Source organism: Candidatus Woesearchaeota archaeon (genome assembly GCA_016192995.1).
GTDB lineage: Archaea > Nanobdellota > Nanobdellia > Woesearchaeales > DSVV01 > JACPTB01.
This window is the reverse complement of sequence record JACPTB010000005.1, coordinates 14961-40072: the sequence shown is the minus strand read 5'-3', so window position 1 is coordinate 40072 and position 25112 is coordinate 14961. Positions and strand designations below refer to the sequence as shown.

Annotated in this window: 31 protein-coding genes and 1 tRNA gene; 13 read left to right on the top strand and 19 right to left on the bottom strand. The window is 34.2% G+C overall.

Annotated elements, in window-relative coordinates:
• Positions 1 to 57 precede the first annotated feature (57 nt).
• A complete protein-coding gene (locus HYY69_03810) occupies positions 58 to 201 on the top strand; it encodes a hypothetical protein (GenBank protein MBI3032575.1) in 144 nt (47 codons plus the stop codon).
• 5 nt (positions 202 to 206) lie between these two features.
• Complete coding sequence (locus HYY69_03805; protein ID MBI3032574.1) at positions 207 to 734, top strand: GNAT family N-acetyltransferase; 528 nt, start codon at positions 207 to 209, stop codon at positions 732 to 734.
• 15 nt (positions 735 to 749) lie between these two features.
• Here HYY69_03805 and HYY69_03800 read toward each other — a convergent pair whose 3' ends face one another.
• The 3 genes from HYY69_03800 to HYY69_03790 all read right to left on the bottom strand — a co-directional run bounded on the left by HYY69_03800 (position 750) and on the right by HYY69_03790 (position 3682).
• Positions 750 to 974 carry a hypothetical protein gene (locus tag HYY69_03800; protein MBI3032573.1) on the bottom strand — a complete coding sequence of 75 codons (225 nt, stop codon included), beginning with the start codon at positions 972 to 974 and terminating at the stop codon, positions 750 to 752.
• 30 nt (positions 975 to 1004) lie between these two features.
• The gene (locus tag HYY69_03795) at positions 1005 to 2942 is read right to left on the bottom strand and encodes a beta-CASP ribonuclease aCPSF1 (GenBank protein MBI3032572.1); all 1938 of its coding nucleotides are present in this window, start codon (positions 2940 to 2942) and stop codon (positions 1005 to 1007) included.
• A 98-nt stretch (positions 2943 to 3040) separates the two neighbouring features.
• A complete protein-coding gene (locus HYY69_03790; GenBank protein MBI3032571.1) occupies positions 3041 to 3682 on the bottom strand; it encodes a proteasome subunit beta in 642 nt (213 codons plus the stop codon).
• Between the two features lie 154 nt (positions 3683 to 3836).
• Here HYY69_03790 and HYY69_03785 point away from each other — a divergent pair, with 154 nt between their 5' ends.
• Positions 3837 to 4277 carry an FKBP-type peptidyl-prolyl cis-trans isomerase gene (locus tag HYY69_03785; protein ID MBI3032570.1) on the top strand — a complete coding sequence of 147 codons (441 nt, stop codon included), beginning with the start codon at positions 3837 to 3839 and terminating at the stop codon, positions 4275 to 4277.
• Between the two features lie 6 nt (positions 4278 to 4283).
• Here the strand turns inward: HYY69_03785 and HYY69_03780 are convergent, their stop codons facing one another.
• On the bottom strand, positions 4284 to 4904 hold the full coding sequence (locus HYY69_03780) for a methyltransferase (GenBank protein MBI3032569.1): 621 nt from the start codon (positions 4902 to 4904) through the stop codon (positions 4284 to 4286).
• A 222-nt stretch (positions 4905 to 5126) separates the two neighbouring features.
• Here HYY69_03780 and HYY69_03775 point away from each other — a divergent pair, with 222 nt between their 5' ends.
• Genes HYY69_03775 through HYY69_03765 form a run of 3 tightly spaced genes read left to right on the top strand, consistent with a single transcriptional unit; the run spans position 5127 to position 7155 of the window.
• Complete coding sequence (locus tag HYY69_03775) at positions 5127 to 6035, top strand: hypothetical protein (GenBank protein MBI3032568.1); 909 nt, start codon at positions 5127 to 5129, stop codon at positions 6033 to 6035.
• 58 nt (positions 6036 to 6093) lie between these two features.
• Complete coding sequence (locus tag HYY69_03770; GenBank protein ID MBI3032567.1) at positions 6094 to 6777, top strand: hypothetical protein; 684 nt, start codon at positions 6094 to 6096, stop codon at positions 6775 to 6777.
• A 42-nt stretch (positions 6778 to 6819) separates the two neighbouring features.
• Positions 6820 to 7155 carry a DUF357 domain-containing protein gene (locus HYY69_03765; GenBank protein MBI3032566.1) on the top strand — a complete coding sequence of 112 codons (336 nt, stop codon included), beginning with the start codon at positions 6820 to 6822 and terminating at the stop codon, positions 7153 to 7155.
• A gap of 26 nt (positions 7156 to 7181) precedes the next feature.
• Here the strand turns inward: HYY69_03765 and HYY69_03760 are convergent, their stop codons facing one another.
• From HYY69_03760 to HYY69_03745, 4 genes are all read right to left on the bottom strand, one after another.
• On the bottom strand, positions 7182 to 7373 hold the full coding sequence (locus tag HYY69_03760) for a hypothetical protein (protein ID MBI3032565.1): 192 nt from the start codon (positions 7371 to 7373) through the stop codon (positions 7182 to 7184).
• Positions 7374 to 7497: 124 nt separating this feature from the next.
• Positions 7498 to 7572, bottom strand: a tRNA-Ala gene (locus HYY69_03755).
• A 6-nt stretch (positions 7573 to 7578) separates the two neighbouring features.
• Complete coding sequence (locus HYY69_03750) at positions 7579 to 8754, bottom strand: hypothetical protein (GenBank protein MBI3032564.1); 1176 nt, start codon at positions 8752 to 8754, stop codon at positions 7579 to 7581.
• 1 nt (position 8755) lies between these two features.
• Positions 8756 to 9835, bottom strand: a complete 1080-nt coding sequence (locus HYY69_03745; GenBank protein MBI3032563.1) for a deoxyhypusine synthase — start codon at positions 9833 to 9835, stop codon at positions 8756 to 8758.
• A gap of 259 nt (positions 9836 to 10094) precedes the next feature.
• On the opposite strand from HYY69_03745, the gene HYY69_03740 reads away from it, so the two are divergent.
• The gene (locus HYY69_03740) at positions 10095 to 10733 is read left to right on the top strand and encodes an HAD family phosphatase (GenBank protein MBI3032562.1); all 639 of its coding nucleotides are present in this window, start codon (positions 10095 to 10097) and stop codon (positions 10731 to 10733) included.
• Between the two features lie 172 nt (positions 10734 to 10905).
• Here HYY69_03740 and HYY69_03735 read toward each other — a convergent pair whose 3' ends face one another.
• The 7 genes from HYY69_03735 to HYY69_03705 form a co-directional block, all read right to left on the bottom strand.
• A complete protein-coding gene (locus tag HYY69_03735) occupies positions 10906 to 11208 on the bottom strand; it encodes an AbrB/MazE/SpoVT family DNA-binding domain-containing protein (GenBank protein MBI3032561.1) in 303 nt (100 codons plus the stop codon).
• Positions 11205 to 11576: a hypothetical protein gene (locus HYY69_03730; GenBank protein MBI3032560.1), complete on the bottom strand. Its 372-nt coding sequence runs from the start codon at positions 11574 to 11576 to the stop codon at positions 11205 to 11207. The genes HYY69_03735 and HYY69_03730 overlap by 4 nt, the downstream gene beginning before the upstream one ends.
• A 146-nt stretch (positions 11577 to 11722) precedes the next feature.
• Positions 11723 to 12238 (bottom strand): GNAT family N-acetyltransferase, encoded by a 516-nt coding sequence (locus HYY69_03725; GenBank protein MBI3032559.1) that lies wholly within the window; start codon positions 12236 to 12238, stop codon positions 11723 to 11725.
• A gap of 37 nt (positions 12239 to 12275) precedes the next feature.
• Positions 12276 to 13283 carry an RNA-guided pseudouridylation complex pseudouridine synthase subunit Cbf5 gene (locus HYY69_03720; GenBank protein MBI3032558.1) on the bottom strand — a complete coding sequence of 336 codons (1008 nt, stop codon included), beginning with the start codon at positions 13281 to 13283 and terminating at the stop codon, positions 12276 to 12278.
• A 306-nt stretch (positions 13284 to 13589) separates the two neighbouring features.
• Positions 13590 to 13925, bottom strand: a complete 336-nt coding sequence (locus tag HYY69_03715; protein ID MBI3032557.1) for a hypothetical protein — start codon at positions 13923 to 13925, stop codon at positions 13590 to 13592.
• Positions 13926 to 13930: 5 nt separating this feature from the next.
• A complete protein-coding gene (locus HYY69_03710; protein ID MBI3032556.1) occupies positions 13931 to 14071 on the bottom strand; it encodes a hypothetical protein in 141 nt (46 codons plus the stop codon).
• A gap of 310 nt (positions 14072 to 14381) precedes the next feature.
• Positions 14382 to 15686, bottom strand: a complete 1305-nt coding sequence (locus tag HYY69_03705) for an Ig-like domain-containing protein (protein ID MBI3032555.1) — start codon at positions 15684 to 15686, stop codon at positions 14382 to 14384.
• A gap of 180 nt (positions 15687 to 15866) precedes the next feature.
• Here HYY69_03705 and HYY69_03700 point away from each other — a divergent pair, with 180 nt between their 5' ends.
• On the top strand, positions 15867 to 16274 hold the full coding sequence (locus tag HYY69_03700) for an adenylyltransferase/cytidyltransferase family protein (protein MBI3032554.1): 408 nt from the start codon (positions 15867 to 15869) through the stop codon (positions 16272 to 16274).
• Positions 16275 to 16449: 175 nt separating this feature from the next.
• On the opposite strand, the gene HYY69_03695 is transcribed toward HYY69_03700, so the two are convergent.
• Entirely contained in the window at positions 16450 to 17196 is a 747-nt protein-coding gene (locus HYY69_03695; protein ID MBI3032553.1) for a hypothetical protein, read from the bottom strand.
• A 55-nt stretch (positions 17197 to 17251) separates the two neighbouring features.
• Between HYY69_03695 and HYY69_03690 the strand changes: the two genes are divergently transcribed.
• Positions 17252 to 17773 carry a nicotinamide-nucleotide adenylyltransferase gene (locus HYY69_03690; protein ID MBI3032552.1) on the top strand — a complete coding sequence of 174 codons (522 nt, stop codon included), beginning with the start codon at positions 17252 to 17254 and terminating at the stop codon, positions 17771 to 17773.
• 19 nt (positions 17774 to 17792) lie between these two features.
• Positions 17793 to 18908: a tRNA dihydrouridine synthase DusB gene (dusB, locus tag HYY69_03685; GenBank protein ID MBI3032551.1), complete on the top strand. Its 1116-nt coding sequence runs from the start codon at positions 17793 to 17795 to the stop codon at positions 18906 to 18908.
• On the opposite strand, the gene HYY69_03680 is transcribed toward dusB, so the two are convergent.
• Positions 18891 to 19511 carry a YIP1 family protein gene (locus tag HYY69_03680; GenBank protein MBI3032550.1) on the bottom strand — a complete coding sequence of 207 codons (621 nt, stop codon included), beginning with the start codon at positions 19509 to 19511 and terminating at the stop codon, positions 18891 to 18893. The genes dusB and HYY69_03680 overlap by 18 nt on opposite strands.
• Before the next feature lie 269 nt (positions 19512 to 19780).
• On the opposite strand from HYY69_03680, the gene coaBC reads away from it, so the two are divergent.
• Both coaBC and HYY69_03670 read left to right on the top strand, forming a co-directional pair.
• On the top strand, positions 19781 to 20950 hold the full coding sequence (coaBC, locus tag HYY69_03675) for a bifunctional phosphopantothenoylcysteine decarboxylase/phosphopantothenate--cysteine ligase CoaBC (GenBank protein ID MBI3032549.1): 1170 nt from the start codon (positions 19781 to 19783) through the stop codon (positions 20948 to 20950).
• An 18-nt stretch (positions 20951 to 20968) separates the two neighbouring features.
• Positions 20969 to 21451 carry a hypothetical protein gene (locus tag HYY69_03670; protein MBI3032548.1) on the top strand — a complete coding sequence of 161 codons (483 nt, stop codon included), beginning with the start codon at positions 20969 to 20971 and terminating at the stop codon, positions 21449 to 21451.
• Positions 21452 to 21729: 278 nt separating this feature from the next.
• Here the strand turns inward: HYY69_03670 and HYY69_03665 are convergent, their stop codons facing one another.
• Entirely contained in the window at positions 21730 to 23208 is a 1479-nt protein-coding gene (locus HYY69_03665; GenBank protein ID MBI3032547.1) for a hypothetical protein, read from the bottom strand.
• Between the two features lie 59 nt (positions 23209 to 23267).
• Positions 23268 to 23990 (bottom strand): hypothetical protein, encoded by a 723-nt coding sequence (locus HYY69_03660; protein MBI3032546.1) that lies wholly within the window; start codon positions 23988 to 23990, stop codon positions 23268 to 23270.
• A 312-nt stretch (positions 23991 to 24302) separates the two neighbouring features.
• Here HYY69_03660 and HYY69_03655 point away from each other — a divergent pair, with 312 nt between their 5' ends.
• Positions 24303 to 25091, top strand: coding sequence for a hypothetical protein (locus tag HYY69_03655; GenBank protein ID MBI3032545.1), 789 nt, complete (start codon positions 24303 to 24305; stop codon positions 25089 to 25091).
• Positions 25092 to 25112: the final 21 nt, after the last annotated feature.

Here is a 25112-nt window from a genome sequence, read left to right as displayed (position 1 = left end):
TTTTAAAACAAAAAAGTTTATATAATTGGTAAGTTAAATACCCAATGAGGTGATTATATGTCAAAACCAATAGAACCTACGCCTATATTAGAAGGTAATGATGCTGAAAAACTATTAAAAGATATCAGTAGTGTTAAGTATAATCATCACAAGCAAAAATTTTTAGAAGAATGTAAAATGATCTATTCAAAAACAAAGTGATATTCTTGGATATAGATTTTTCTCAAGTTAAAGCAGTTAGATTATCTCGTTTGTTTGATCTATCAAAATTTGATTGTGGTGATCAAGATATAAATGATTTTTTGAAGAACGATGCAATAACTTATCAAGATAATAAATTAGCGACAACTACAATCTTTGTTTATAATGAACAAGTAATCGGTTTCTTCTCTGCTGCAGCTGATTCCATCAAATTAAAATTTAAAGAAAAACAGGATCATCATTTTCAAGAGAAACCAATACAGGAGTTTCCAGCTATTAAAATTGCTCGAATTGGAAGAGATTTCAACTATAACAGACAAGGCATTGGTACAAATATATTGAAGTGGTCAATAGGGTATGTCTTGGGTTGTTCAGAAATGATAGCAGTACGATTTATTACTGTTGATGCTTATCCAAACAAAGTAAAGTGGTATGAACAGTTTGGTTTTGTACGTAATCTTGATGATAAGTATACGCGAAAAGATAATCATGTAAGTATGCGATATGATTTGTTTAATGGAAGTTTGAAATAAATATGATACTTAAAATTATTTTTTATATGAAACAAGTCCATTTATCTCCAATCCTTTCATAGAAAAAAGAACAAAAAGACATACAAATGCATAAGCTATATTAATCAAATATGAAACTCCTGGATTTACATAAGGTAGTATTTGTTTAATTAACAAAACGTATACAAGCAATAATATAATCCCTTTAATCCCGTACCAAACTACCGTTGTTTTTAATATATCTTTCTGACATTTATTCATAATTTCATCTTTGTTCATCACATTTAATATCTATTTCAACCTTACCGTCTCTAAATTCTTTGGAACAGCTGTTTCTATTCTGTTAACGCGATAGATTGAAGAAGCTAAATCTAATGATCTTGAAACTTCGCCGTGATTAATCAAAATCTTTTTTGGCCGTGGATTGCATTTGTGGACATAGCTCATTAATTGCTTCCGGTCTGAATGGCCGGTAAATCCTTCAAGGGTTACTATTTCCATCTTTACATTCATGGTTTCAGTTTTATTGCTGCCTACGACAAAGGTAATGTCTTTCTCGCCTTGCTGCAATCTTCTTCCGAGAGTTCCGGCAGCTTGATAACACATAAAAAAGAGTGTGTTCTTGCTGAAGCTTGCAAATTCCCGTAAATATTCAACAGATGGTCCGCCTTGCAGCATGCCGGATGTTGCTAAGACAACGCATTTTCCTTCATTTTCAATAACTTCTTTTCTTTCCTTGCCTGATCCAACTCGCTTAAAAATTTCAGACAAGAATGGATTTTCATTTTGTTGGAAAATAAGGGATCTGACATTGCTATTCAAATACTCAGGATACGCAGAATGAATGGCAGTAACATCCCATACCATCCCATCAACAAATATCGGCACTTTTTCTAAAGCGCCGGTTCGCATATAATATTCTAATATAAGCATAACTTCTTGCGCTCTTCCAACTCCTAATACAGGAACTAACACCCTGCCTCCACGGGCAAAGGTTTCATTTACTTTCTGGATAAAGATATCTTCACATTCTTTTCTGCTCATCAAAACATTGTCTTTTCCGCCATAAGTGCTTTCAATCATCAATGTTTCAAGACGAGGAAAGTCAGTTACTGCAGGATCAAGAAGATGTGTTTTAGCAAATTTCATATCTCCTGAATAGACTAAATTATGCAACCCATTGCCAACATGAATGTGCGTCATAGCGCTGCCTAAAATATGCCCTGCATTGTAAAAAGTGATTCTAATATCAGGAGTGATATCAGTAACCTCTTCATAATTTATCGTAATAGTGTGCAACACCATTTGTTTGATATCATCTGTGCTAAACAAAGGATCTTTTTCAGTATCATTGCGCTGTACTTTTACAAAATCAAGGGCAAGCAGTGCAGAAACATCTCTTGTTGGAGGAGTGCAATACATAGGTCCGCGGTAGCCATATTTGTATAAATAAGGCACAAATCCGCAATGATCAAGATGTGAATGGCTGACAATTACTGCATCTAAATCCTGGATATTAAACTCAGGCGCATCTAAATAAGGGTATGCTTCAGAATCGCTTTGTGAAACATCAATCCCGCAGTCTAATAAGATTCTTGATTCTGGCGTTTGTAAAAAAATACATGATCTTCCTACATGCCTTCCACTGCCTAAGTACGTAACTCTTACCCATTCATGCTTTTTTTCTCTAATCCATCCGTCATAAATTCTATGCCCTACTTTATCCAAGAATTTTCTTCTGTATTCAGCATTTTCATACATAACAGCTCGAATATTCTCAATGATTTTTGATTTAATCGGAGGTGTTCTTCTAATTAATGGAATCCAGAAAGTAGTTTCTTTAATTTCTTTCAAGATTGATCCTTGTTTTCCAATAGCTAATCCTGGTTTATCTACTTCAATAATAACTCTAGCTCGCGGTTTATCAAAAATAATCTGCGCAATTTCAGATTCCTCAGGGATTAATTTTCTAATGATTTTTTCTGCTTTTTCTGCATCAAGAGAAATATCAGGATCTGGCCGCAGTTCAACCCGTTTTTTAATTAAATCAACAACTTGTTTAATAGTGCCTTCATTATTAGCAAGATACTCTTTGTCTTTAGTATACACAACTATATTTGCTCCTTCAAATGCGACATCAGAAATTTTATTTTCAGGGAGATTTTTTAAAATCTCTTTAATTATTTTATTGGTTTTTGATGGAGAAATTCCATTTCCATTGGTGCCCATATAATTCAGACCTCATCTATATAATCTATACAATCTATATTTGGTAGATATAATTCAATTAAGCATTAAGCAGGATTAAAAAACAAGTGGAGTAAGAATTATCCTTTCAACTCCATAACTAATTCTTCAGTATGCACTTTTTCTATTCCTTTTCGTGTAATGGTGTACACCATAATACCATTACCGCTGTAAGTATCTCGCTGCAATGCAGCATTAACAGCTTTAATTGCAAGATCAACACCTTCGCTTAAACTGATATTTTTATCATACATTGCTTCTAATACTCCATAGGCGAATACACTTCCACTGCCGCTTGAGACATAACTTTCTTCTAAAGTCAATGATCCATCAGCAAAAACATCATAAAGATGAAACCCATCACTATCTTTTCCTCCTAAGAGAAAATGTGAAATTCCAGGGATCATGGACATTTTTCGTATATTGCCATAGACCATTCCCGCTAATAAATTAGCGCCTTCTTTGACATTTACTTCTCTGCCATTCCTGATTTCTTTTAAAGAGATTTCAGCTTTTAACAGTCTCGTTAATAATTGCGCATCAGAAACTGTTCCAGACATAGTTACAATCATATTCTTCGCAACAGGAAACACTTTTTCAGTTCTTTTGTTAACAATTAAATTGCCGGCAGTTGCCCGCATATCTGCAGCCATAACAATGCCGTCTTTGCAAACAATACCTAAAGTAGTAGTTCCTAAATTCATTATATTGCTCTCTTCCATAATACTATCACCCTTTTAAGTGAATATGAGATTTCATAAGAAATAACATGTTTACTTATTGAGAAGAGTTAGTCTTTATAAAAGTTTTGTTTTTTTTGCTGTGTAGTTATCATTTGGAAAAAAACTTATAAATAAACAAACTCTTATCTCTAAAATGCGAAGACCTCAGCCAGTTGCGCGCTATGGCAATAAGGTACAGATTCTTGTAACAGGAAGATTAGACGATGGTCAAGTCTTTGAAAACACCCCTAATAATCAACCGTTAGAATTTACTCTTGGAAAAAAAGAAGTAATACAAGGTTTGGAAGTTGCAGTTGAAGGAATGAGGCTTGGTGAAGCTAAACAAGTTCTTTTGACACCAGAATCAGGGTTTGGTATAAGAAAAGAAGAATATGTGCAAGTGATTCCTCGAACATCTATTCCAAAAGAATTTGTCTTAGAAAAAGGCAAAGTTATTGCTATGCAGCGTGAGAATGGCATTGCTTTTCAGGCAGTTGTCAAGGATTTTAATCAGGAAACAGTTACCTTAGATTTTAATCATCCACTAGCAGGAAAACGTTTAAGTTTTGATATTAAATTAGTGGGGATACAATAAGGTATTTTAACTATCCTTAACTAATTTCCAGCATCCCACTGCAATATATTGTATCCTTTTATTATGAAATTTCTGGCTGTATTTTAAGGGAAAATCAAACTCAATAATATCTTTAATTGAGAAATTATGGTCCTTGCATAACGCTGCAATAAACTGCTTGCTTGTTAATTTGTGAAATGAATAAATAATCTTTGTTAAACTCATTGCTTTTTCCAAAAAGACTTTGTCAATATGCTTATTTCTCGTGCCAAAAGGAGGATTTTGAATAATTAAATCTATGTTCTTTGTTGATTTAAACTGAAGAATATCTTTGTGTTGGATACTATACTGATTTTTCTCAATACACAGGCGTTTAAGATTTTCCCTCAAAACAAGCAATGCTTCTTTATCAACATCAACAAAATAAACATATTTTGCGCCTAACAACAATGCTCCAATGCCTAATATTCCTGTGCCGCAACCTAAATCAGCAACAATTTTATTCTGAAGTTCTCCTTGCATATAACTCTGCCATAATACAGATGCAGCAATTTCAGAGTCTGTTGGATATTGTTCCAAGGTAATATTAGCTTTTCGAAATACATTTAACTTGCTTAATTCTATTGCTAATCTTGATTTTGTGATCATGGGTTTCATTTGAAATGGATGATATATATGTTTTTTGCCCTCAGGTCGAAACTCTTTACAGTACCGGTTTAAAGAGGTCAGAGGGACGGCTCCTTCGGAGCGTGACCGTTTATGCGATTGAAATATGCAAAGTTTCGAAGGCGCTAACCTGGCGGCAGCCATTTTTTGGATGAAGCCAACTTCTGAAAAAACTTTTTAAACAGTTGTTTATTTCTTGAGTGTATGATTGATGCATTGATAAGTCCTCGTGTAAAACAAATCATTGATGAAGTTAATAGAAGAAAAAGTGATCCAGATGTATTAAGAAGGAGATTATGTGAGGCTTCTCTTAATGGTTCTTATCAGCCAACATCTGCAAATAATGATGATCCTACTGCAATTTATCCAACATGCGCCTTGGCAAGGCAATCATTGGAACATATTATCTATCCTCTAAGTTTTTATCGCATAATACGAGAATCAGCGCTTCATAAAATGATGGCAGGTTCTGCTGATGTTCTAAGAGTTATTCCTGATGAAGTTAAACAAGAACTTCAGCGTGAAGCACCTACATTAGTTGATAAAATATTTGATTATCTACAACATACTCCTCAAACAAGGGGCGAAATGACTGAAGATTTATTTGTTGATACAGCTCGCGTAGTTATTAATGGTCATTTAGGTGAGAATAAAGCAGGAATTCTCAAAACAGTTGCTGATAATCTAATGCCAGGACGAACATATACTCCATTTGGAGAAGTAATGTTAGCAATCTATCTTTTAGAACAAGCATTAGATCAAAAGGTTTTATCGGAATATTTTACTATTCCTAATCATTTTTTAGCTGATGCAAATACGCTTCCTAAAGGCAAACCGCATAAACTAGTTTATTATGGAACTTTGCCTCAACCAGGTAAAAATGAAATAAGAGTTTATGCAAGCGAAGGAACACCAGCTGATTCAACATTATTACAAGTTTTGCCACAATTAGCAGTGCTGCCGATTGATCAACAACCTGTTTTAGTACAAACATGGGTGATGAAAGGTGATAGTTATAGAAAATTAGTTTCTGGTGAAAGACAGCCAACACAACATAATGATTGTTACGTGCTTCATATAAATCCACCATTAATGTTAACTGATAATAAATGATTAATAATAATATATAATTAACTTAATATTTTTAAATTGGATAATTATTCTTACCTGTATGGCGAGAGGAATTACTGGTAGAGATGGAAAAGTTATTGAAGTTGATTTTGGTGCTGGTTCAACAAGACAAGAATTATCAGGAGCTTCGTCGTCTCTATTTAATCCATCACAGATTCCTGAGTTAGTTCAGGAAGCTTATGCTCAAAATGCAGCAGACGAAGCAGCGATGAGATGCTTTCCATTAAGTACTCTTGGAATTAGGTTAGTTAATCCTATATACTTGTTGTTTTTCCCTCATCTCCACGAAGAGCAACTAAGTGATATCAACAGTATCCAAGGAATAAGAATACCTGGACCATATTCATTTCCCATTACTATCGAAGGTGGAAAATCTGATGAATATGCTTTTAGGGTGAGAACTCGAAATTCTCCTCCAATTGGAGCAAAAAAGCTTGATGTTGCTGTTCCTAAAAATGGTTTAGAAGAGGTACTTGGTCAACATTTTGATCTTCAAAGACCTTTTGATGCTATGGTCATAACTGCTGCACCAATGAGAGGTTTAATAAGGGGTAATAACTACGGAAAAGTTGTTGTTTATGTACCTAATGTATATCAAGCAAGAAGCATTCACCCAGGGAGTGTAAACCTTAGATCAAGGATTGCAGTGATCACCGGCAATGCAACGATATTAAAAGAGCATGAGCGAACCTTTGATTATCAAGCATTATATCATAGTTTGTAATTTGTTAAAAAATATAAATACACAATTATGAGTAGGTTAATTATGAATAAAACAAATCATCAAACAAATCTTATCAAGGAAGAGAAATTAACAAAATACTTTGATATAACAGGCAGAGCTTTGAAAAAAGTTAAAATAGGCAAAGAAAATGCAAAGGAAAAATTAGATTGGAAAGCGGCTGCAGCAGATTTCTTGGATATGGCGCAACGTTATTATGATGATGCAGAGCATTTTAAGAAAAAAGGTGAAATAGTCAATGCATTCGCAGCATTAAATTATGCACATGGCTGGCTTGATGCAGGCGCACGATTAGGCTTGTTTGATGTTGATGGAGATAATGTGTTATTTACGGTTGATGCGAAGAACGAAGTGAAATAAGAAAACTTTGCAAAGTTCTCATAAGATTACTTAACCAGCCATCCTAAAAGTGCTATTAAGAGAAAAATTATACCTACAGATATCATAACACCAAAAATAATAATCAAATGCGCTGTTATAAAATGCCCCCAGACAGCAAATGCTCTTTTTAGAAATGAATCTGAATGCAGCCACCCTTTGTAGTTATAGGTATCTTGTTTTTTATCTTTTGGGCTCATAATGATACTTTGTATAAGCATATTATAAATTTTTTGCTTCAAATGGCACTCTTAACAAGCCGAACTGATGCCAAAACCGAGGCTATGCCGAGATTTTCTACATTGCGGCTTCAAATCAAAGAAATGGACCAGTCGGGATTTGAACCCGAAGCCTCTCGGCTGCCAGCCAAGCGTTATGACCGGATTTAACTACTGGCCTTTATATTCAAAAATACTGTGCTTTTCTTCCGGCAACAACATTTCTTTCAAGATATCCTCTCCTTTGTCGCGTGACAAAAATCAATGGTTCTGGCAGAACTTGGATAGAAACTTTCTCAACGCGATATAATTCACCAGCTGCTTGTACCATCTCAGGCTGGCTAAAAGTAAATTCCAAATAAGTGGCGAGTTCATTAGTAACATCTCCTCGTAATTTCCATCCAAAATATATTGAAGGGATTTGGGGGATTAACCATCCTGGATGTGATTGTACAATAATTGTTTGTGCTCTGCCGCTGCCATACTGCACTGCATAAAATGGAGAAAATCCAAACAATAATTCTCTTACTGTTGAAACAAAGCCGCCATAGCTTGTTATGTTGTCATCTTGTTTTTTGTCGCCAAATCTATGTTGTTCAAAAGTAAGATGATCAATACTGACTGGCGCAGCAATGCCTTCTCTTCTGACAACATCATGACATCCTTGAAGAAACGCTCTGATGTTAGTTTTTAATGAACTTTGTCTGTTAGTAGTTGGCTTAAGTTTTCCTGTATGTTGATCAAAATCATCTTCTCCAACACCATAACCTGAACTCACTAATCTTGAGCTTATGCCAAAACCAAAATCAGTTACATACATTGGTTTAATATAGGCACCTTCATTTAACGTTACTTTCATAACATTGATAGGCACTGTTCTAAATGTTCTCCAAGATAATCTTCTTTTATCACCATCTTCCATCAAAGCTACGTATTCAAGTAAACCTAGTAATGCACGTTTATGCCGTTGTGGATGTAGTCTATGCCCGGGTAGTTTTAATTCTGCAGCTAATTTATTTTCAGTTCCTAATGGACAGGGATAAATTGGTGGAATTGATTCAAGTGATTTTCCTGCATCTTGGAATTCTCTTACTAATGCTCCAACAACAACTTCCAATGTTCCATCGCCGCCAACAATAGTGACAAGCTTTGGGTTTTTGCAAGCAACTTGGGTGGCAAATAAAGAAGTATGTTCTTGACGTGAAGAAACATCAAACCCAATACCTTGAAGTTCACTGGTTAATCCATTTGCTTTAACTCCGCCGGCATAACCATTAACTATTCCATATACTCCACGTCTTTCAAACTCTTGTCTTATTCCAGATATTTCGTGAGGTAAGAACATAGGTATCATCTTATTCATATTATAATTCTTTATCCTTAATTTCCGTCCAAATACTTTTAGTATGATCTAAATCAAGCTCTTTTCTAAATGCTCCTGCTACAAGCAGGGGAAATAAAATACTTGCTTCGCCGTTTACTTTAACGTTTGGCGCGTTTGATTTGACTTTGCCCCAGCTTTTGGCTTCCTCAATATTTGCTCCTGCATTTGAACCCTCATATTCTGCTGCTGTCGTGATATAGACTGCGTAATCAGCTCCTTCTCTAAACAAGTTTGCATTAGCAATATGATGCTTTGGCATGCTTCCGCCTAACGCAATAATACCTGTTTTCTCAGCGTTGAGCGCAATATCAGTTATTGCAACAATATCATCTGCCATATCAATTTTAAAATCAGGATATTTTTTCTTAAAAAAATATAATGCATCTCCTATAGCTCCATCAGTCAATGCAGGACAAAATACAGGAATATTATGTTTTGTTGTCCAATAATAAATAGAATTTTCATCTTTGACTTCTTTGCCAAGCTCGAAAATAAAATCTTTGGTATTAATTATCTTGCCTGTTTGTTTTTGCTGGTGATATAATCTCATAAAAAATGGTTCAAGTAAACGGTGCAGTTCAAGGTATCGGTCATTGGGAATGAATAGATTTCCTGTTCGATTGATTCCTTGATCAAGCAAGACATTTCCTGGTGTATGGTAGCTTCCAATAACAAATGACTTTTTTGTTTTAATAATATCTTCTTCTATGCCTCCAGCAGTTGTCACAAGTACATGAATTAGTTTATGTTTGACAAGATAGGCAATTATTTCCCGTAATCCACAGCTTACCATATTTGAAGTAAAGCCAAAGAAGATGGTAGCATTGTCTTTACGCATTTCTCTGCAAATTTCAATGGCTAATCGCAAATCAGTTGCTTGAAAACCAGTAGTAAAATAACTGTCTAGAAACGCATCAATGGCAAATGGTTTTTCAAAGTCATACCCTTTTACTTTAATCCATTCATCTAAGGTAGCAGTTGGTTTTAAAAATACTCTTTCTTTTGCTTTTTCAAACTTTTCTTTGCTTGGTTCTTTGCTATCAACAATTTCTTTATGCATAAGAGAGAAAAATAGGGTTAGTTTTATAAATATACTGGTGTTAATGGCTGTGTAGAAAATGTAGTTTTTGGCATCTTTTTGTGAGGCTCTTCAAGGTCATGTGTGGGGATTTTTCGGAGTGCCAGAGAGAAAAATCCAATAAAGCAAGTATATCACAAGCCGAACTGATGCCAAAACCGAGGCTATGCCGAGATTTTCTACACAGTTGGTATTAATGGCTCTGTAGAAAATGTATAACAAGATGCAAAAGTTGATTGTTATGGTTATAACAGCAGTTATATTTGACATGGATGGAGTGATTGTTGACTCAGAAGGTATTTGGGACAAAGCTACTGCTGAAGCTCTTAAAAAGTATGGTAAAAACTACCAGCGAGACATACTGAAAGTAATGTGTGTTGGAAAAGGCTTTAGAGAAAGCTGCGGTATTTTGCTTGATTATTATGATCTTGATATTAAGATTGATGATTTTATTGATGAGCGAAGAAAATTAGTTATGGATTATTACAATAAAGAGATTGATTTTATTCCTGGTTTTTTAGTGTTTTTTAAAAAAGTAAAGCAACAGCAGCTTAAAACTTGCGTTGCAACTGCATCAGGCCAGATGTTTATAGATCTCATTGAAAAAAAGTTAAAGATATATTCATTATTTAATAATAATATTTATTCAATTGCAGATGTCAATCATGTTCCTAAACCAGATCCTGCAGTTTTTCTATTCGCTGCAGAACAGTTAGGAGTTAAACCTGAACATTGTATCGTAATTGAAGATTCGCCTAATGGCATTAAAGCAGCAAAAAATGCCGGAATGAAATGTGTTGCGTTGACAACAACATTTACTAAAGAACATTTGCGAGGAGCAGATGTTATTGTTGATAAATATGATCAAATAAAGATATAGTCTTAAGCGGCTCCGGTGAAAATGTAGTTTTTGGTGCCATGCTGGTGATTATCTTTCTAATTGATATGTGGGAAAAAAGGAAATTCCAATGGGAATTTTTTCCTTGTTAACATAGGTGAGATAATCACGGCACCAAAACCGAGGCTATGCCGAGATTTTCACTGGAGCCGTCTTAAACACATGGTTTAATTTTCAAACAATCTTTTTCTATTTTAAGAATAACTTTTTCACCTTCATGGAAATTTAATGCTGTTTCAACATCTTTAGGCAATCTTAGAATAAGGTTGCTTCTAATTCTGCCTAGTTTTGCTTTTATTGCTTGTTTCTGCAGTTTATTCATCATTAAGACTCGTTGAGTATCTTCTGGATGATAATATTCTTCACCGCAAGAACATTTATATCCTCGCAAAGTATACTGATTAAATCGTAGATTAGTTTTATACTTCATTTGTTTATTACATGTCTGGCATTTCATAGTAATTTCCTGGTAAATTTTCCAAAGTGTGTTACTAACCATACTTTTTCATTAAGTATGCGGAAATAATCTTGAACAATAACAACATTGTATGTTTTATTCCCTTTATTCAACCATTTTTCTATAGTATTTCTCTTTCTTTTCCTTGGTGCTTCATACCCTTTATGAAGTATTTCTAATATATCCTCAATATTTTTCTCATGTTTAGTCAGCTCTCGTAAAGCACTTTTACTACAAGATACTTTCAGTCCCTTATAAGTGGCTAAAGGAAGTATGTCTAAACATATGTCATCAACATATGTATTTAAATCTTGTGTTTTATCATCGATTTTGTCATTATTATTAAAATCCATAGACTTCTTGTTCACGAACTCCTTAAAAAACCTACGTTGAAAAAATCATTAATATTTCCGAAAAATCCGTAAACGTTTCCGAGAATTTTGTAAAGTTTCCGAACAGTTTAAAAATAAAATGTAACTCTTTCGAAATCTTCGAAAAGAATAGGGGGGATTTTCTACACTGTTTCAATCTTATTCAAATCCAATTCACATAAAATGTACTCTTCTCCTGTATTCTCCCAATTAGGAAAAGCTTTCTTTTCTTCGGCGCAAAGCTTTTTAGCTACTAGCAAAGATTCATTTTTTCGAAAATGCCCCATAACTGTTTCATAGCCTCGCTGTTTTGCAATTTTACAGAATGCTAATAACAAATCCTGTCCATAACCATTGCCTTGAAAATTCTTGTCAATAACATAATTGAATAAATACATTATTTTTGAAGGGTGTTTAGTGATCGTTGTTTCCAATCCAAATTCTTTAATTTCATCAGCTGATAACGGGCAGCCAATAATATTCCCAATATATTTGTCTTTAAATTGAAGTGTTAAGGCAATTACAGCAGGCGTATTTAAAAGTTCAAGAAATTCTTCTGCTGTTGATCGAATTGATTCAGGATACAATTGTTCTGATCCGAGAATATCATCTTCAAAAATAAACCAATTAAATTGGTTAAGTTCTTCAAAGCTTAGCATAGGTAATCGAGAATGTTAGTGTTAATATAGTTTGTTATTATTCAACATCCTTATTTTCTTTAATCTTCTCAAATTTGGGATAGATTCCTGATTTCATAAATACCTGCTCGAGTTTAACAGCAATGCCTTTGTCACTGAGCATATCTTTGCTGATCATTACTGCTTTTCCTAAGCCAATCAACTCATCTTTTAACGTCATTACAGCAAGGGGATCATCAAGTTGAACATTTGAAGTTACTTTGCTTATGCCAGGGCATTTTAAGCTTGCGCCATTGCAGAGGGTATTCACTGTTTGGTCAAAAACCCAAACTTTAGGCAAATGCTCGACTGCTTTTTCAATAGGTTGAATTAATGTACGCAAATAAGTATCATTTTTTTCTTCTTTATAATAATGAAATGCATCAGTTAAATCCTGCAAAGTGCAGAATGCAGTTTGCTCATTAAAAGGTCCTGCTTTTGTTCTGCGTAATTCAGCCATGTGCGCTCCACCAACTTCTTGGCCAATATCTGAGCATAATTTTCTAATATAGGTTCCTGCCTGGCAGCCAACTAAGAAGAGAACATCTTTGTCTTTAATTTCTAAAATCTTGATATAATATACTTTTCTATATCGCCATTGCCTTTTAACGGCAGATTTAATAGGCGGCATTTGTTTTATTTTGCCAACAAATAAATTGCACACTTCTCTAATCTTATCTTCGGATAATTCTTTATGAAGATGCATTAAACAGATATATTCTTTTCCTGCAGTCAGCAATGCTTGCACCACACGAGTACCTCTGCCAAGCGCTACCGGTAAAACTCCTGTTACATTAGGGTCTAAAGTTCCAGAATGCCCTGATTTTGTAATTCCAAGAATTTTTTGAACATAAGCAGAAACTTGATGAGAAGTTGGACCTGCGCATTTATCAATATTAACAACGCCATAATCAATTAGTTCTTCAGTTGATCTTTGTTCAGGTTTGCAGCCATATTTAGGTGAAGTTTCTGCTTCTTTTCTTACAAATATGGTTCGTTCTTCTTTTTCAAACGGTAATAAGCTCATAATACTTATAAAAAGCGGTTTGTTTTAAAAAGTTAACCTATGTAATGCTCTGGTGAAAATGTATTGCGTAGCAATATACCATCAAAGAAAGTCAAATATTATTCAATCTTTCTTTGATTCGTATAGTTTTAGCGCCTATTTTGTGAAGCTCTTCTTAGTCAACATCGGGGATTTTTCGAGGTTTCAGAGAGAAAAATCCAATGTTTAGTCACATATGAAGCTGAACTGGCGCTACCTGAATCCGAAGGATCTCAGGGATTAAAAATAGTAATTTTTAATAAAACCTGAAAGATTTTCACCAGAGCCTTATGCAATTGCAGGGATTTTTATAGTTTCATATACTTTTGGAATTACTTTGTTATTTTGTTTAACTAATGCAATTAGTCCAACACCTTTTAAATAAGATATATCTCTATGAACAGCTTCAAACTTTCTTTTAAGATTCCGAGCTAGTTCAGATATGCTCTTAATGTTGTTTTTTCTTATTGCCATTAATAGCCTAATTCTTTGCGGTGTAAATACTTTTGAAAAGGTTTCTGGAGTCATAACTATCTTTTTTTTAGGATAAGCTGTTCCTTGTTCTATATTTTGAATATCTTTTTCCATTTCATTTTTGATATTTTCAACAATTTTAATTTGCATAATGCTCACCCATATTCTGTTAAATTCTTTCCAATCTTTTCGATCATTTCTTGTGCTTCTTTCAACGTTACATCTCTGTATTCTACTTGCTTTTCATTAATTCTATGAATATGCGTTAATCCCTTTTTGCCTTTATTTTTTTGCATTATATCTCTTATACCTTCTTATATTATAACTTATGGTGTTATATAACTTGATAAGTTATACTATTATATAAATTTTTTGATTTATTAGTAAGCGACAAAAGTAAATCATAAAATAAATCGCTTACTAATGTTTACCAGACATAACAATTTTTATGAGTTATTTATGTCTGGTATTATATTTGTTTCAATAGAGAACTTTGCAAAGGTTTCAATACCAGAAATAATTCATGTAATAAACTAAAAAGAAAAAAAGGAACAGAGCTCTTAACACTCTTTCCCTCAACGTTAATTTTACTCAGTAAAATTAACATTACTTAATAATAAATTCAGGCGGCGCATTTACGGTTAATTTAAAGGTCTGGGTTGCTTCTTCTTTGCCGTCTGAAGCTGTTACGGTTATCTTATACACACCATTATCTCCTGGTTTTGTTCTCCAAACTCCATTATTATCCAAGGGTTTTGAATACGTTAAAGTAATTGTATCTCCATCTGAATCTGAAATTTCTGGCCGCGCAGTGAATGTTTCACCCATTTGAATCAACCAGTCTTGCATTGGTTTTAATACAGGAGCATGATTTTTAGCTTCAACTTTTAGTTTAATTGCTTTTGACGTTGTCGTGTTGCCATCAGTTATAGTAATTGTTGTAGTATATTCACCAGCGTCATCATCTCCTGGTGTCCATGTTCCTTGATCATTGAACGGTGGCGAGTAGGTATATTTGATTCCATCATCACTGAGAGAATCTTTTGGTTTTAAATCAATAGTCTCTCCTTCCCGCACTACAATAACATCATGCACTGCTCGGATTAATTGTGGAACTCTGTTTACATCAAGAACAGTAACTTGTATTGCTTTAGTTCCTTTATTGCCCTGACTATCTTGGGCGGCTGCAATGACTGTGTATTTGCCTGCGTCAGTATATGTTGTTTGATACTCAGCGCTTTTCATCCAGCCCGAATAACTTATTTTTACTGAATCTCCTTCAGGATCAGTAACTTTAGGTTTTAAGACAACTTTTTCTCCTTCTTTTACCGTAATATCGTTCAGCTGGATTTCTGGAGCAGCATTTCTATTTTTGATAATTAATCTTACTTGTTTTGGCACTTTGCTTTTGCCGTCTGAGGCAACAACGGTGACAAGATATTCGCCTACATCGCGTTTTGTTGTCTGCCATTCGCCTTTTGCATCGAGGGGATGGCTGAATCTAAACAGCACATGATCACCGTCTAAATCTGTAGCAACAGGTACGAGTTTGATAAAATCACCTGCATAGTATGTTTTAGAAATTACTTCACTGGCTTTCATATCAACTGCTTGATCTCCTAATTCTTCAATGAGTTGTTGTTTAGTTTTTTCTTGTTCTTTTTTATCAACGGTTTCAAATTCTTTTTTCAATTTTTCTTTTTCTTGATCAAGAGCTTCTGCAGCATCGCTTTTCTTATTATCGTTCTCTTGTTCTTTTTGAGTTTCCTGTGTTGCTTGATTGATAGAATCAGATAATTTTTCACCCTCTTTTTTCAAATCTTCGATCTCTTTATTAGTTTGATTGCATCCTATAAGAAAAATAAGCACTAATGCTACCGCAAATAACTTGACTACACCAGATTTTTTCATTAACCAACACCTCAAAAATATCTCCCCTTGTGATATATTACTCTGATTATTATGGGCAAATACCTACTCGTATTTAAAGATTATTATGTAGACGAGAAAATTGAGATATTTAGTAACTATATGGTGACGGAATTCCAGGTATTAACAACTTTTTTAAATAATTATCTCATTTAAGGATCTATGGTACGTGTTATGGCATTTGGGACTTTTGATTTATTTCATCAAGGTCATAGGTATTATCTCCAGCAGGCAAAATCATACGGTGATGAATTGATGGTAGTTATTGCGCGAGATGATACTGTTAAAAAAATAAAGGGTTTTCTCCCAAAACAATCAGAACAAGAACGTAAAAAAGCGGTTGAAGCCTCTGAAATTCCAACAAAAGTTGTTCTCGGCAATAAAGAAGACCTGTTAACCGTTATTGGCGAATACAAACCAGATGTTATTTGTCTTGGTTATGATCAACAGTCAAATAATGTTGAAGAATATATCATGCAAAATAATTTACCTATTCTGATTAAGCGAATACCATCTTTTAAACCTGACGAATATAAAAGTTCTAAATTTAGGCAGTCAAACTCACCTTAGATATCTAAGGAGAACTTTGCAAAATTATGGTTACTGCCTATTTGGTGAGCATTTTCGAAATATTTATCGAGCAATTTTCGGAGTTCCAGAGAGAAAATTGCTTTGTTAAAAGGATATTTCAATGCGAACCGGCAGTAACCCGAGCTTTGCGAGTATTTTGCAAAGTTCTCTAATATTATTGCATATAAGGATTCAGTGGTTCAACAAATAAATGAGCATGATGTTCTCTAACTTGAATATTCTTATCTATATTTTGAGGCTTGAACTTGATTTTGTTGGGAAATCCTAAGGGATCATGGCCAGCGAATGCAATGATATCCTCTTTTGCATAACCTAATGCAAATGCTCGCCGGTTAATATCATTAATGTAGATCATGGCAACCACAAAGTTCCATGTTTCTGCATCAGATTGGTTTAAAGGTGTTTCATAGGCAGATTTGGGAGGTGCAACAATATTGTGTTCAACCATTACTTGACCAGCATGAGTAACTAGTTCATAGATAACTACTTTTTGATCTTGTGATCCAATTACAGATGTTTCCTCAAAAGTAAGTTCTGAGGAAAGCCATAACAATCGATCTATTAATCCAAGATGACTATCTATTGACAGAAGACGTCCTTTATGTAAAATACCACTGTTTTCATGAACATTTTTTTTAATCCAGCAATATAAAACAGTGTCTCTCAAGTGTTCGATACATTCGCCAGGGTTCTGCTGGTATTTCTCAGTAATAACATTATATGTTGCACTACCGGTTAAGTCAATATTAGTGATATCAATTGAATGTTCAGCATCATTAAATTGAACTCCTAATGACAATAGTGCTTTATAAAATTCTGGTTCTAATGTTTCAATAACAGTTTCAAGAGAACATTTGTTGGAAACTACTTTTAGTATCTCTTCATCGGGTGGTTCTGCCATGGAAGAGGGGAATAGCATAGCATTTATAAACATTGCTTTGGAACTCTACTAACTAATGACAAAAAATATGCAAGCATTGAAGATTGCTTTATTCATAGGCAGGTTCCAGCCGTTCCATCAGGGTCATTTAGAAGTTATTAAAAGAATCTCTGGGCAGTATTCTTTAATTAAAATAGTTATTGGTTCATCTCAAGAAAGCCATACAAAAAAGAATCCGTTTTCAACAGCAGAAAGACGAGCAATGATTGAATTAACTTTAGAAAAGCATAACATTTCAAATTATCAAATACATGAAGTTCCAGATATTAATGATAACAATAAATGGGTTGCCCATACGCTTAAATATACCGGGAAGATAGATGTTGTAGTAACCGGTAATGAATTAGTAAAAAAGTTATTTGAAAAAGAAAAATATGGAATTGCATGGATTAATGAACGTTATTTTGGTATTGTTGCAGAAGAAATTAGGAAAAGAATTCATGAACATTCTGATTGGAAACAATTTGTTGATCCTATTGTCTATGAATTAATAAAAAGATTTGATGGAGAAGAACGGATAAAACATTTGGAGTTGTAGTTTTGTAGTTGGGTGTATTATGAAGAGAACTTTGCAAAATTATGGTTACTGCCAATTTCGTGAGCATTTTCGAAGTGCATATCAAGCAATTTTCGAGGTTCCAGAGAGAAAATTGCTTTGTCAAAAATATATCTCAATGCGAACTGGCAGTAACCCGAGCTATGCGAGTATTTTGCAAAGTTCTCTGAAAATTGGTGCGGTCTCATTCAAAAACAAAATCTTTCTTTCACCAATGGCAGGCTATACTGATGTAGCATTTAGATCTTTGTGCAAGAGATATGGCGCTGGATTAGTGATGACTGAGTTTGTTTCTTCAACGTCAATTTTGCGAGGCAATATTGCTGAGCTGAAGCGTTTAACTATTGCAGATGATGAACATCCTGTAGCAATTCAATTATTTGGCCATGACATTGATTATATTGTTCAAGCATCGAAAATTGTTGAGAAAAAATGTGATATGATCAACATTAACATGGGTTGCCCGGCAGATAAAATTACTGGACAAGGTGCAGGATCAGCAATGCTGCAAACTCCCGAGAAGGTTGCAGCATTGGTTAAAAAACTTTCAGAGCATGTTTCTATTCCAGTAACTATTAAAATTCGTTCAGGTATAGATGAAGCAACTATTAATTGCATTGAAGTTGCAAAGCTTGCAGAACAAGCTGGAGCAAAGGCAATTTTTCTTCATCCTAGAACACAAAAACAAGGCTACGCAGGCAAAGCAGATTGGAGTCTCATTAAAAAAGTAAAAGAAGCTGTTTCTATTCCAGTTATTGGGAATGGCGATGTTGATGATGAGCTTTCTGCGGAGAAGATGTTTTCAGAAACAGCTTGTGATGGAATTCTTATTGGAAGGGCAGCATTAGGCAATCCTTATATTTTTACGAAGATAAATCATTATCTTGCAACTAAAAAAATAGAAAAAATGACCAAGGAAGAAGAAAAACAATTGAAGGTTAAAATGTTTTTAGAATATTATGAACTATGGAAAAAATATGGTCTTCCATTTACTTCTTTGAAAGAGCATGGTATGAATTTCACAAAGGGTATCGAAGGCGGCGCAAGTTTACGCCAGAAAATTGTTCAGATTAAGCATGAAGAAGATTTATTGCGTGCTTTACAATCCACTCATTAAAGCTCCGCCAAATAATCCAATAAACACAATTACCAAAATAATCCCTAAAATAAATAGTAACACCATTGGTACAACATAAGCAAGTACTGCTCTTGTTCGTGATAACTTATGGACAATTTCTGTTCCAATAACTAACAAAACCACTTTGTAAATCCAAGCAAGGAAGCCAACTAATGGAATCCAACCAAGTAATAATTGTGGTGTGCTGGCATAAACCCATAGTTTATACGTTTCAGTATAATCTGCTTTTCCTCCCCATAGTAAAAGCCATAGATATAAAATTCCCACCAGTACAAAACTAAACACTATTAAGCCAATATAACTAACTACAAACTGCACCACAAAACCTAATATTCCAGTCATCCCAAAGATCAAAGAAGGTGTACCCATACTTTCTTGAAATGGCAAATTCATTGTTTGTGACAATAATATGGATACTAATGACACAGAAAACATTGAAATAAGTGATGATAACAATGCATACACTACTCCAAATAAAGCAAGAAACGTAAATGCTTGCCCAAGACCTTTCTCTTTAGGCAATTGATTAAAAAAATCAGTAGGATGAAATAAAACACTTTTAATTTTTTCAAAAAAATCCATTAAGTATCACTAAATTTAATTTATCTGCTAATGTGTTTATAAATCTATTGTTTTAAAGGCACAATCCAATTTGTAAGTGATATTAGGATAGCATCTTCCATAACAAACATCTACAGCCGAGCCGATGGTGGTTGCTGAGTGAAACGAACGCAACTAGGAAAATAGTGATTTTCCGTGGCTGCCGAAGGCATTTTCGCAATATCACTCATTTTTTGGATTGTGCCGTTTTAAAAGTAAATTATATAATACGTTTCTTCTTTCTAGCTATAATGCAACCTACTTTATATCAAAAGAAAACTATTATCTTAGGTATTACAGGCTCAATTGCCGTTGGCAAAGTTATTGATCTTATTAAACTCCTTAAACAAATATATCATGTTGAAATTATTATAACAGAACATGCAAAACAATTGCTTGATATCTCGCAACTTGGAGATCTTTGTCCTATTCATGATCAAATGTTTGATCATGATATGAAATGGAAGGATTACGTGCATCATGTTGAGCATATTTCCTTAAGCGACAAAGCAGATCTTCTTCTTATTGCGCCAGCTACCGCAAATATCATTGCAAAAATAGCGCATGGCATTGCTGATGATTATTTAACAACCACTGTTCTTGCAACTACGTCGCCAATAATTATAGCTCCTGCTATGAATTGTAAAATGTACGAGAATCCTATTACGCAAGAAAACATCGAAAAGCTCAAACAACGAGGTATAAAATTTATTGGTCCTGAATATGGTGGCCTAGCTTGTGGCTATGAAGGATTAGGAAGATTGCTGGAGCCAGAAAGAATAGTTGAAGAGATACATAAACTATTTACGGCAAAACCTAAAAAAATACTCGCGGGAAGAACCGTGCTTATTACTTCAGGTCCAACGTATGAAGAAATTGATCCGGTTCGAATTATTACTAATAAATCATCGGGAAAAATGGGAAATGCACTATGTCAGGCTGGTCTTGAACTTGGAGCAAAAGTGATTCATATCGAAGGGCCAATGAAAACAAAGGAGATGTTTGATAAAGTAAGCTGTCATTTCCCGCAGGCTGATATTTTTATCAGCTGCGCAGCAGTTTGTGATTTTATACCTGCGAACTACAATCCTCTTAAACTTAAAAAAACAGTGGAATCGGTGGTATTAGAATTAAAACCAAATATTGATATTTTAAAAGAGATATCTGCATTTAAACTACCTCATCAGAAAATTATTGGTTTCGCTTTAGAAAGCAATAACCTTATCGATAATGCCCGACAAAAGCTCGAAGAAAAAAACTGCGATATGATAGTTGCAAATGATATTTCGACATTATGCTCGGATACGATTAAAGCGTTGATTATCACTAAACATAACATTGAAGAAATGCCACGTATAGCTAAAGAAGATGCAGCGTTTAGGATATTTTCTAAGATAATAACTAATCACATTTATAAATAAATAAATGTGATTATTATCATGCTCTTTAAAGAATATTTATTATTGACGATTATACTATATCTTACACCTGTTATAGGTATGTTTCTTGCTTTTATTGCTCCTGAAGAATTAACTTCATCTAAAAAATATCTTCACTTGCTTCAAAAAATGCTAGTGATTATTGCAATAATTCTTTTATTTTATACCCTAAAATTCGATTTTTTCACGATAAGTTTAAGTGTTATATTATTTGGTTTAGCCTTATTAAAAAAGGATGAACAGGCTCTTACATTTTATTTGTTAAGCTTTATCCTCTTTGCAGCAGTGTCAAATATATTGTTTTTAAAAAGTGCTAGTGTTATTATTTTTATTTTTGGAATGAGCAGTGGTATCCTTTGCACAACAAACTACGAGAAAAACAAAAAAATAAACCAAACAATGCTAAATATACTGTTAAAAATCATAATTAAATATCTTCCATTTATAGTTCTTGCTCTTGTTCTTGCTCTGGTGAAAATGTAGTTTTAGCGCCTATTTCGTGAAGCTCTTCTTATGTCGTAGTGAGGATTTTTCGGGGTTCCTTGCCGATAGGCAAGTCTTATAATCCCAGACGCAAGCCAACTTATGAATCCTTGACTTATATTATTGAGGGAGTCTGGATTATATTTATAGAGAGAAAAATCCAATCAAAATAATACGTTTAAGCTGAACCGGCGCTACCTGAATCCGAAGGATCTCAGGGATTAAAAATAGTGATTTTTAATAAAACCTGAAAGATTTTCACCAGAGCTTCTTGTTCCTTATTGATTCTTCTGAGAAGACGCAGGCGGAGTGTCAAGATTTAATTCTTTTAATGCAGTTTCATCAAGAACAATTTCTACGGTGGTTCCTTGTAAAGGACGTTCAGTATTTTGAGGTGAAGAAGATTGTAGTTGATCAGATTTTTCAGTGTCGTTGATGGTCTTATCATTGTTGTCTTTATTTTCTCCTTTTTTCTTTTCTGGGGATTGCTGCTGTGGAGTAAAATCAACCTTAATCTGAGAGTTAAATTTGTGCAATGTTTCATTAATTTTTTTCTGAAGTTGATCAATATGTGTTTGGTACATGGTGCGTTCAAGCTCATTAATCTCTTCAATAAGCCTTTTGCTTTTATTATGGTAATGTTCTATTTTGTATCTAAGCTCATTATAATCCTGCTGCAGAGAGCTTACTTTAATCCGCTTTTCAAGATCCTGTTTTTCTGCTCTCAAGGTGAGATACTGTTTTTTAATAGTAAGCAGTTCATCTCTGTTTAACATTTTAATTATTTCAATTACTTTTTCTTTTTGCTTATCTTTCAAAGCTACTGCATCCTGTTCAACGGCAGTTTTAACTTGTTCAAGTACTATCAGCAATTCAAATTTTTCATCTTCAACTAATGCCGTTGTTGCATGCACTAAATATTTTGCAATCAGTTCATCATAAGAACCTTCGTGAGCATATTTTCGCAGCGGCCTGTCAAGAACAGAAAATTTTTCATAGAGATTTTTGTCAATATCATTAATAGCTTTTAATACCAGGTCGCGTTTCTGCGTAAGGGAATTAAACTCAGCAAACACGTCGCTTCTCTTCAAGGATTCAAGTTTCTGCTCAACTTTTTCCCGCGACAAAAGCAATTCATGTATTTCCTTCTTTTTCTGGGCAATAAGTGATTCTTTTTCCTTAACCAAACGTTTTTTATCAGAGATCTCTTTTAAGAGATTTTTAGCAGCATATAATTCATCAACATTACTTTGCTGTATTAATCCTTTCATCATAATAATTTCTTTGCCGATATTTTGAATGTTGTTGGTAATTGCTTTTGCTTCATGAGCGAAAAATTCCTGTAAAACATAATAGTTTTTAGGGGTGGCTTCTAAAAATAACGCAAGTTCTGCTTCAAACAAATTCATTAAATTCTTTGCAGAAAAATAGCCTTTATTGGTTACATCGAGTTTATCAATAAACTGGAGGAGCCTTTTAATATAGGTTTCTCGATTACCTTCCATAATCTGTTTTGCTTTAACAACAATATTCTCATTCATTAATTGAGCTTTCTGCAAATTGCTTATATTTTGTTTTAAAGAGCTTATCTCCTGGGCTAATTGGTTATATATCTCTTCGAGTCTTTTATCTAATACAAGAACAGCCTCAGAACTTTGTTGATTAATCCAGTTTTCAAGATCTTGTCCGGAGATTATGATCTCAGAAACAGCTTCTTTTCTCGCCAGAAATGCCTTAAATCTATTAAACAATCCCATAATTGGCAGCTTAAGTTTTATCCTTTAAATAGTTTAACAATGTTCATAGGTCAATTGCTTTAAAGCAATTGACCTATAAACATTGTTACAATAATACCTATAATAAACAGCAATCCAGCGCTCTTTGAAGCCACTCTTTTGAATAAATTTGTCGTTGCTAGGTACATAAACATACCTCCAGTTAATGCTAATGCCATTCCATTGTATCCTGCATTAAGATGGGTAACTCCAAAATAAGTTCCTATGCTTACGAGAGGAATTAACAAGGCTAACAAAAGGTTTTTCATAAGTACTTTGCCTTGAAAATAGTGCTGCATGGTAGCCAATGATTCAGGTATTTTAAGGATGCCAAGAAAAAACGTTATTACAATGCCAAATCTAAGTCCAATATCAAATGCCACTCCTAATATTATCCCTTGTATGAACATATGTATAAATAATCCCGCACAAGATGGCTTTTTGATCATAGTGCTTGGTTTCTCTCCTTTTTTCGTTTGAAGAAACTCTATGCTGCAAGGGTTCATCTGAACAAAAAGTTCAAGAACATAATATCCTAAAAAACCAAACAATGTTATGACTAACGCATCAAGATGGAGAATCAAAGCCATGGGCAATAGATAAAGGTAAACACTTGTTAATAAAATGCCGCTTGCAAACGGCACGACATAAGGGAGAAATGCTTTTGCTTTATGTTCATACATGAAATAATACATATTGCTCAAAAGACTGACAACTGCTACTAAGATTGAATATAAAACAGTAGCAAATAATTGTGTTGGCATATCATTCCTGAGATGAAGATATTTATAAAATTATTTATGATTGTTTTTTGATTTATGGCTTCATCCAAAAATAAGGTTAGCACCCTCAGGTCGAAACTCTTTGAAATACTCATCAAAAGAGGTCGGAGGGTTGGCTCCTTCGGAGCACGACCGTTTAAGCGAAGATAAGAATTGAAGTTTCGAAGGTGCTAACCTGGCGGCAGCCATTTTTTGGATGAAGCCTTGATTTATATAAAGTTTATATTTTTGATAAGTTTTAAATAATAATAGTGTTTTCTTAGGGATATTTTTAGTACTGAGGTAGAAGGAATAATGTCATTGCAGAAACGTTTAGAAAGAATGCATTTACGTTTAGGAAGAACAGAACCATTAGTATATGTAGGATCACCCCAGGCTGGTTTTTGGATAATGCAGTATACAATAACTCATGAATTTCTTGCAGGTCATATTATGGCAGGTGGTGTTATGCCACCTCCTTATCGCTATGATAATGAGTTAAGGAGCTCTGTGCGAGAAAATCAAGGTTTACCTATGGCGATGAAGCCAAGTGAAGACGAATTAACGCGCTTCTTGGAACCGTATGCTCAAGATGGTTTTAGATTACCAACAACAAAAGAATGGTTATTAGCATTTGGAAATCATGATAGTGATGATGAACAAACAAGAAATCAAGGTGCTTATGATCTTTCTCCGTCTGGTGTTCTTTATGTTAGAAGGGATTTAGTTGAACTAACCATAGTTAGACCTGATGCTCGATATATTCCTCAAAGCATGGTCTTCGTTTTGCCTGAATATCGAACTCGCTACGGAAGAGGGGAAGTATTAGAAGGTGCTGTTTCAAGGGATCTTCTGACAAGAGAAGAAGAAAAAGCCACTATTGGTGCAAGATTAGTGTTACCATGTTATAAACATATTCCTTCTCATAGAATTCCAGGTTCTAGTAGATATTTTTCTGGCAATCTTAGTTCAAGAACTTCACCACAACCTTCACCTCAATCTCCCTCCTCTCCTCAACCACCTTATGGTTATCAAGGTTTTCATCCTCTTAGTGGTGGTTCCCCTAGCGGGAGCCCAGGAATATTTGGTCCAAACAAGCCATAAATTATATAAACCATAATTTAT

Excerpts from the sequence above, each read along its gene's own strand:
- HYY69_03810 (MBI3032575.1), top strand. The coding sequence starts at position 58 with ATGTCAAAACCAATAGAACCTACGCCTATATTAGAAGGTAATGATGCT.
- HYY69_03800 (MBI3032573.1), bottom strand. The coding sequence starts at position 974 with ATGAATAAATGTCAGAAAGATATATTAAAAACAACGGTAGTTTGGTAC.
- HYY69_03795 (MBI3032572.1), bottom strand. The coding sequence starts at position 2,942 with ATGGGCACCAATGGAAATGGAATTTCTCCATCAAAAACCAATAAAATA.
- HYY69_03790 (MBI3032571.1), bottom strand. The coding sequence starts at position 3,682 with ATGGAAGAGAGCAATATAATGAATTTAGGAACTACTACTTTAGGTATT.
- HYY69_03785 (MBI3032570.1), top strand. The coding sequence starts at position 3,837 with ATGCGAAGACCTCAGCCAGTTGCGCGCTATGGCAATAAGGTACAGATT.
- HYY69_03780 (MBI3032569.1), bottom strand. The coding sequence starts at position 4,904 with ATGATCACAAAATCAAGATTAGCAATAGAATTAAGCAAGTTAAATGTA.
- HYY69_03775 (MBI3032568.1), top strand. The coding sequence starts at position 5,127 with ATGATTGATGCATTGATAAGTCCTCGTGTAAAACAAATCATTGATGAA.
- HYY69_03770 (MBI3032567.1), top strand. The coding sequence starts at position 6,094 with ATGGCGAGAGGAATTACTGGTAGAGATGGAAAAGTTATTGAAGTTGAT.
- HYY69_03765 (MBI3032566.1), top strand. The coding sequence starts at position 6,820 with ATGAATAAAACAAATCATCAAACAAATCTTATCAAGGAAGAGAAATTA.
- HYY69_03760 (MBI3032565.1), bottom strand. The coding sequence starts at position 7,373 with ATGAGCCCAAAAGATAAAAAACAAGATACCTATAACTACAAAGGGTGG.
- HYY69_03750 (MBI3032564.1), bottom strand. The coding sequence starts at position 8,754 with ATGAATAAGATGATACCTATGTTCTTACCTCACGAAATATCTGGAATA.
- HYY69_03745 (MBI3032563.1), bottom strand. The coding sequence starts at position 9,835 with ATGCATAAAGAAATTGTTGATAGCAAAGAACCAAGCAAAGAAAAGTTT.
- HYY69_03740 (MBI3032562.1), top strand. The coding sequence starts at position 10,095 with ATGGTTATAACAGCAGTTATATTTGACATGGATGGAGTGATTGTTGAC.
- HYY69_03735 (MBI3032561.1), bottom strand. The coding sequence starts at position 11,208 with ATGAAATGCCAGACATGTAATAAACAAATGAAGTATAAAACTAATCTA.
- HYY69_03725 (MBI3032559.1), bottom strand. The coding sequence starts at position 12,238 with ATGCTAAGCTTTGAAGAACTTAACCAATTTAATTGGTTTATTTTTGAA.
- HYY69_03720 (MBI3032558.1), bottom strand. The coding sequence starts at position 13,283 with ATGAGCTTATTACCGTTTGAAAAAGAAGAACGAACCATATTTGTAAGA.
- HYY69_03715 (MBI3032557.1), bottom strand. The coding sequence starts at position 13,925 with ATGCAAATTAAAATTGTTGAAAATATCAAAAATGAAATGGAAAAAGAT.
- HYY69_03710 (MBI3032556.1), bottom strand. The coding sequence starts at position 14,071 with ATGCAAAAAAATAAAGGCAAAAAGGGATTAACGCATATTCATAGAATT.
- HYY69_03705 (MBI3032555.1), bottom strand. The coding sequence starts at position 15,686 with ATGAAAAAATCTGGTGTAGTCAAGTTATTTGCGGTAGCATTAGTGCTT.
- HYY69_03700 (MBI3032554.1), top strand. The coding sequence starts at position 15,867 with ATGGTACGTGTTATGGCATTTGGGACTTTTGATTTATTTCATCAAGGT.
- HYY69_03695 (MBI3032553.1), bottom strand. The coding sequence starts at position 17,196 with ATGGCAGAACCACCCGATGAAGAGATACTAAAAGTAGTTTCCAACAAA.
- HYY69_03690 (MBI3032552.1), top strand. The coding sequence starts at position 17,252 with ATGACAAAAAATATGCAAGCATTGAAGATTGCTTTATTCATAGGCAGG.
- dusB (MBI3032551.1), top strand. The coding sequence starts at position 17,793 with ATGAAGAGAACTTTGCAAAATTATGGTTACTGCCAATTTCGTGAGCAT.
- HYY69_03680 (MBI3032550.1), bottom strand. The coding sequence starts at position 19,511 with ATGGATTTTTTTGAAAAAATTAAAAGTGTTTTATTTCATCCTACTGAT.
- coaBC (MBI3032549.1), top strand. The coding sequence starts at position 19,781 with ATGCAACCTACTTTATATCAAAAGAAAACTATTATCTTAGGTATTACA.
- HYY69_03670 (MBI3032548.1), top strand. The coding sequence starts at position 20,969 with ATGCTCTTTAAAGAATATTTATTATTGACGATTATACTATATCTTACA.
- HYY69_03665 (MBI3032547.1), bottom strand. The coding sequence starts at position 23,208 with ATGGGATTGTTTAATAGATTTAAGGCATTTCTGGCGAGAAAAGAAGCT.
- HYY69_03660 (MBI3032546.1), bottom strand. The coding sequence starts at position 23,990 with ATGCCAACACAATTATTTGCTACTGTTTTATATTCAATCTTAGTAGCA.
- HYY69_03655 (MBI3032545.1), top strand. The coding sequence starts at position 24,303 with ATGTCATTGCAGAAACGTTTAGAAAGAATGCATTTACGTTTAGGAAGA.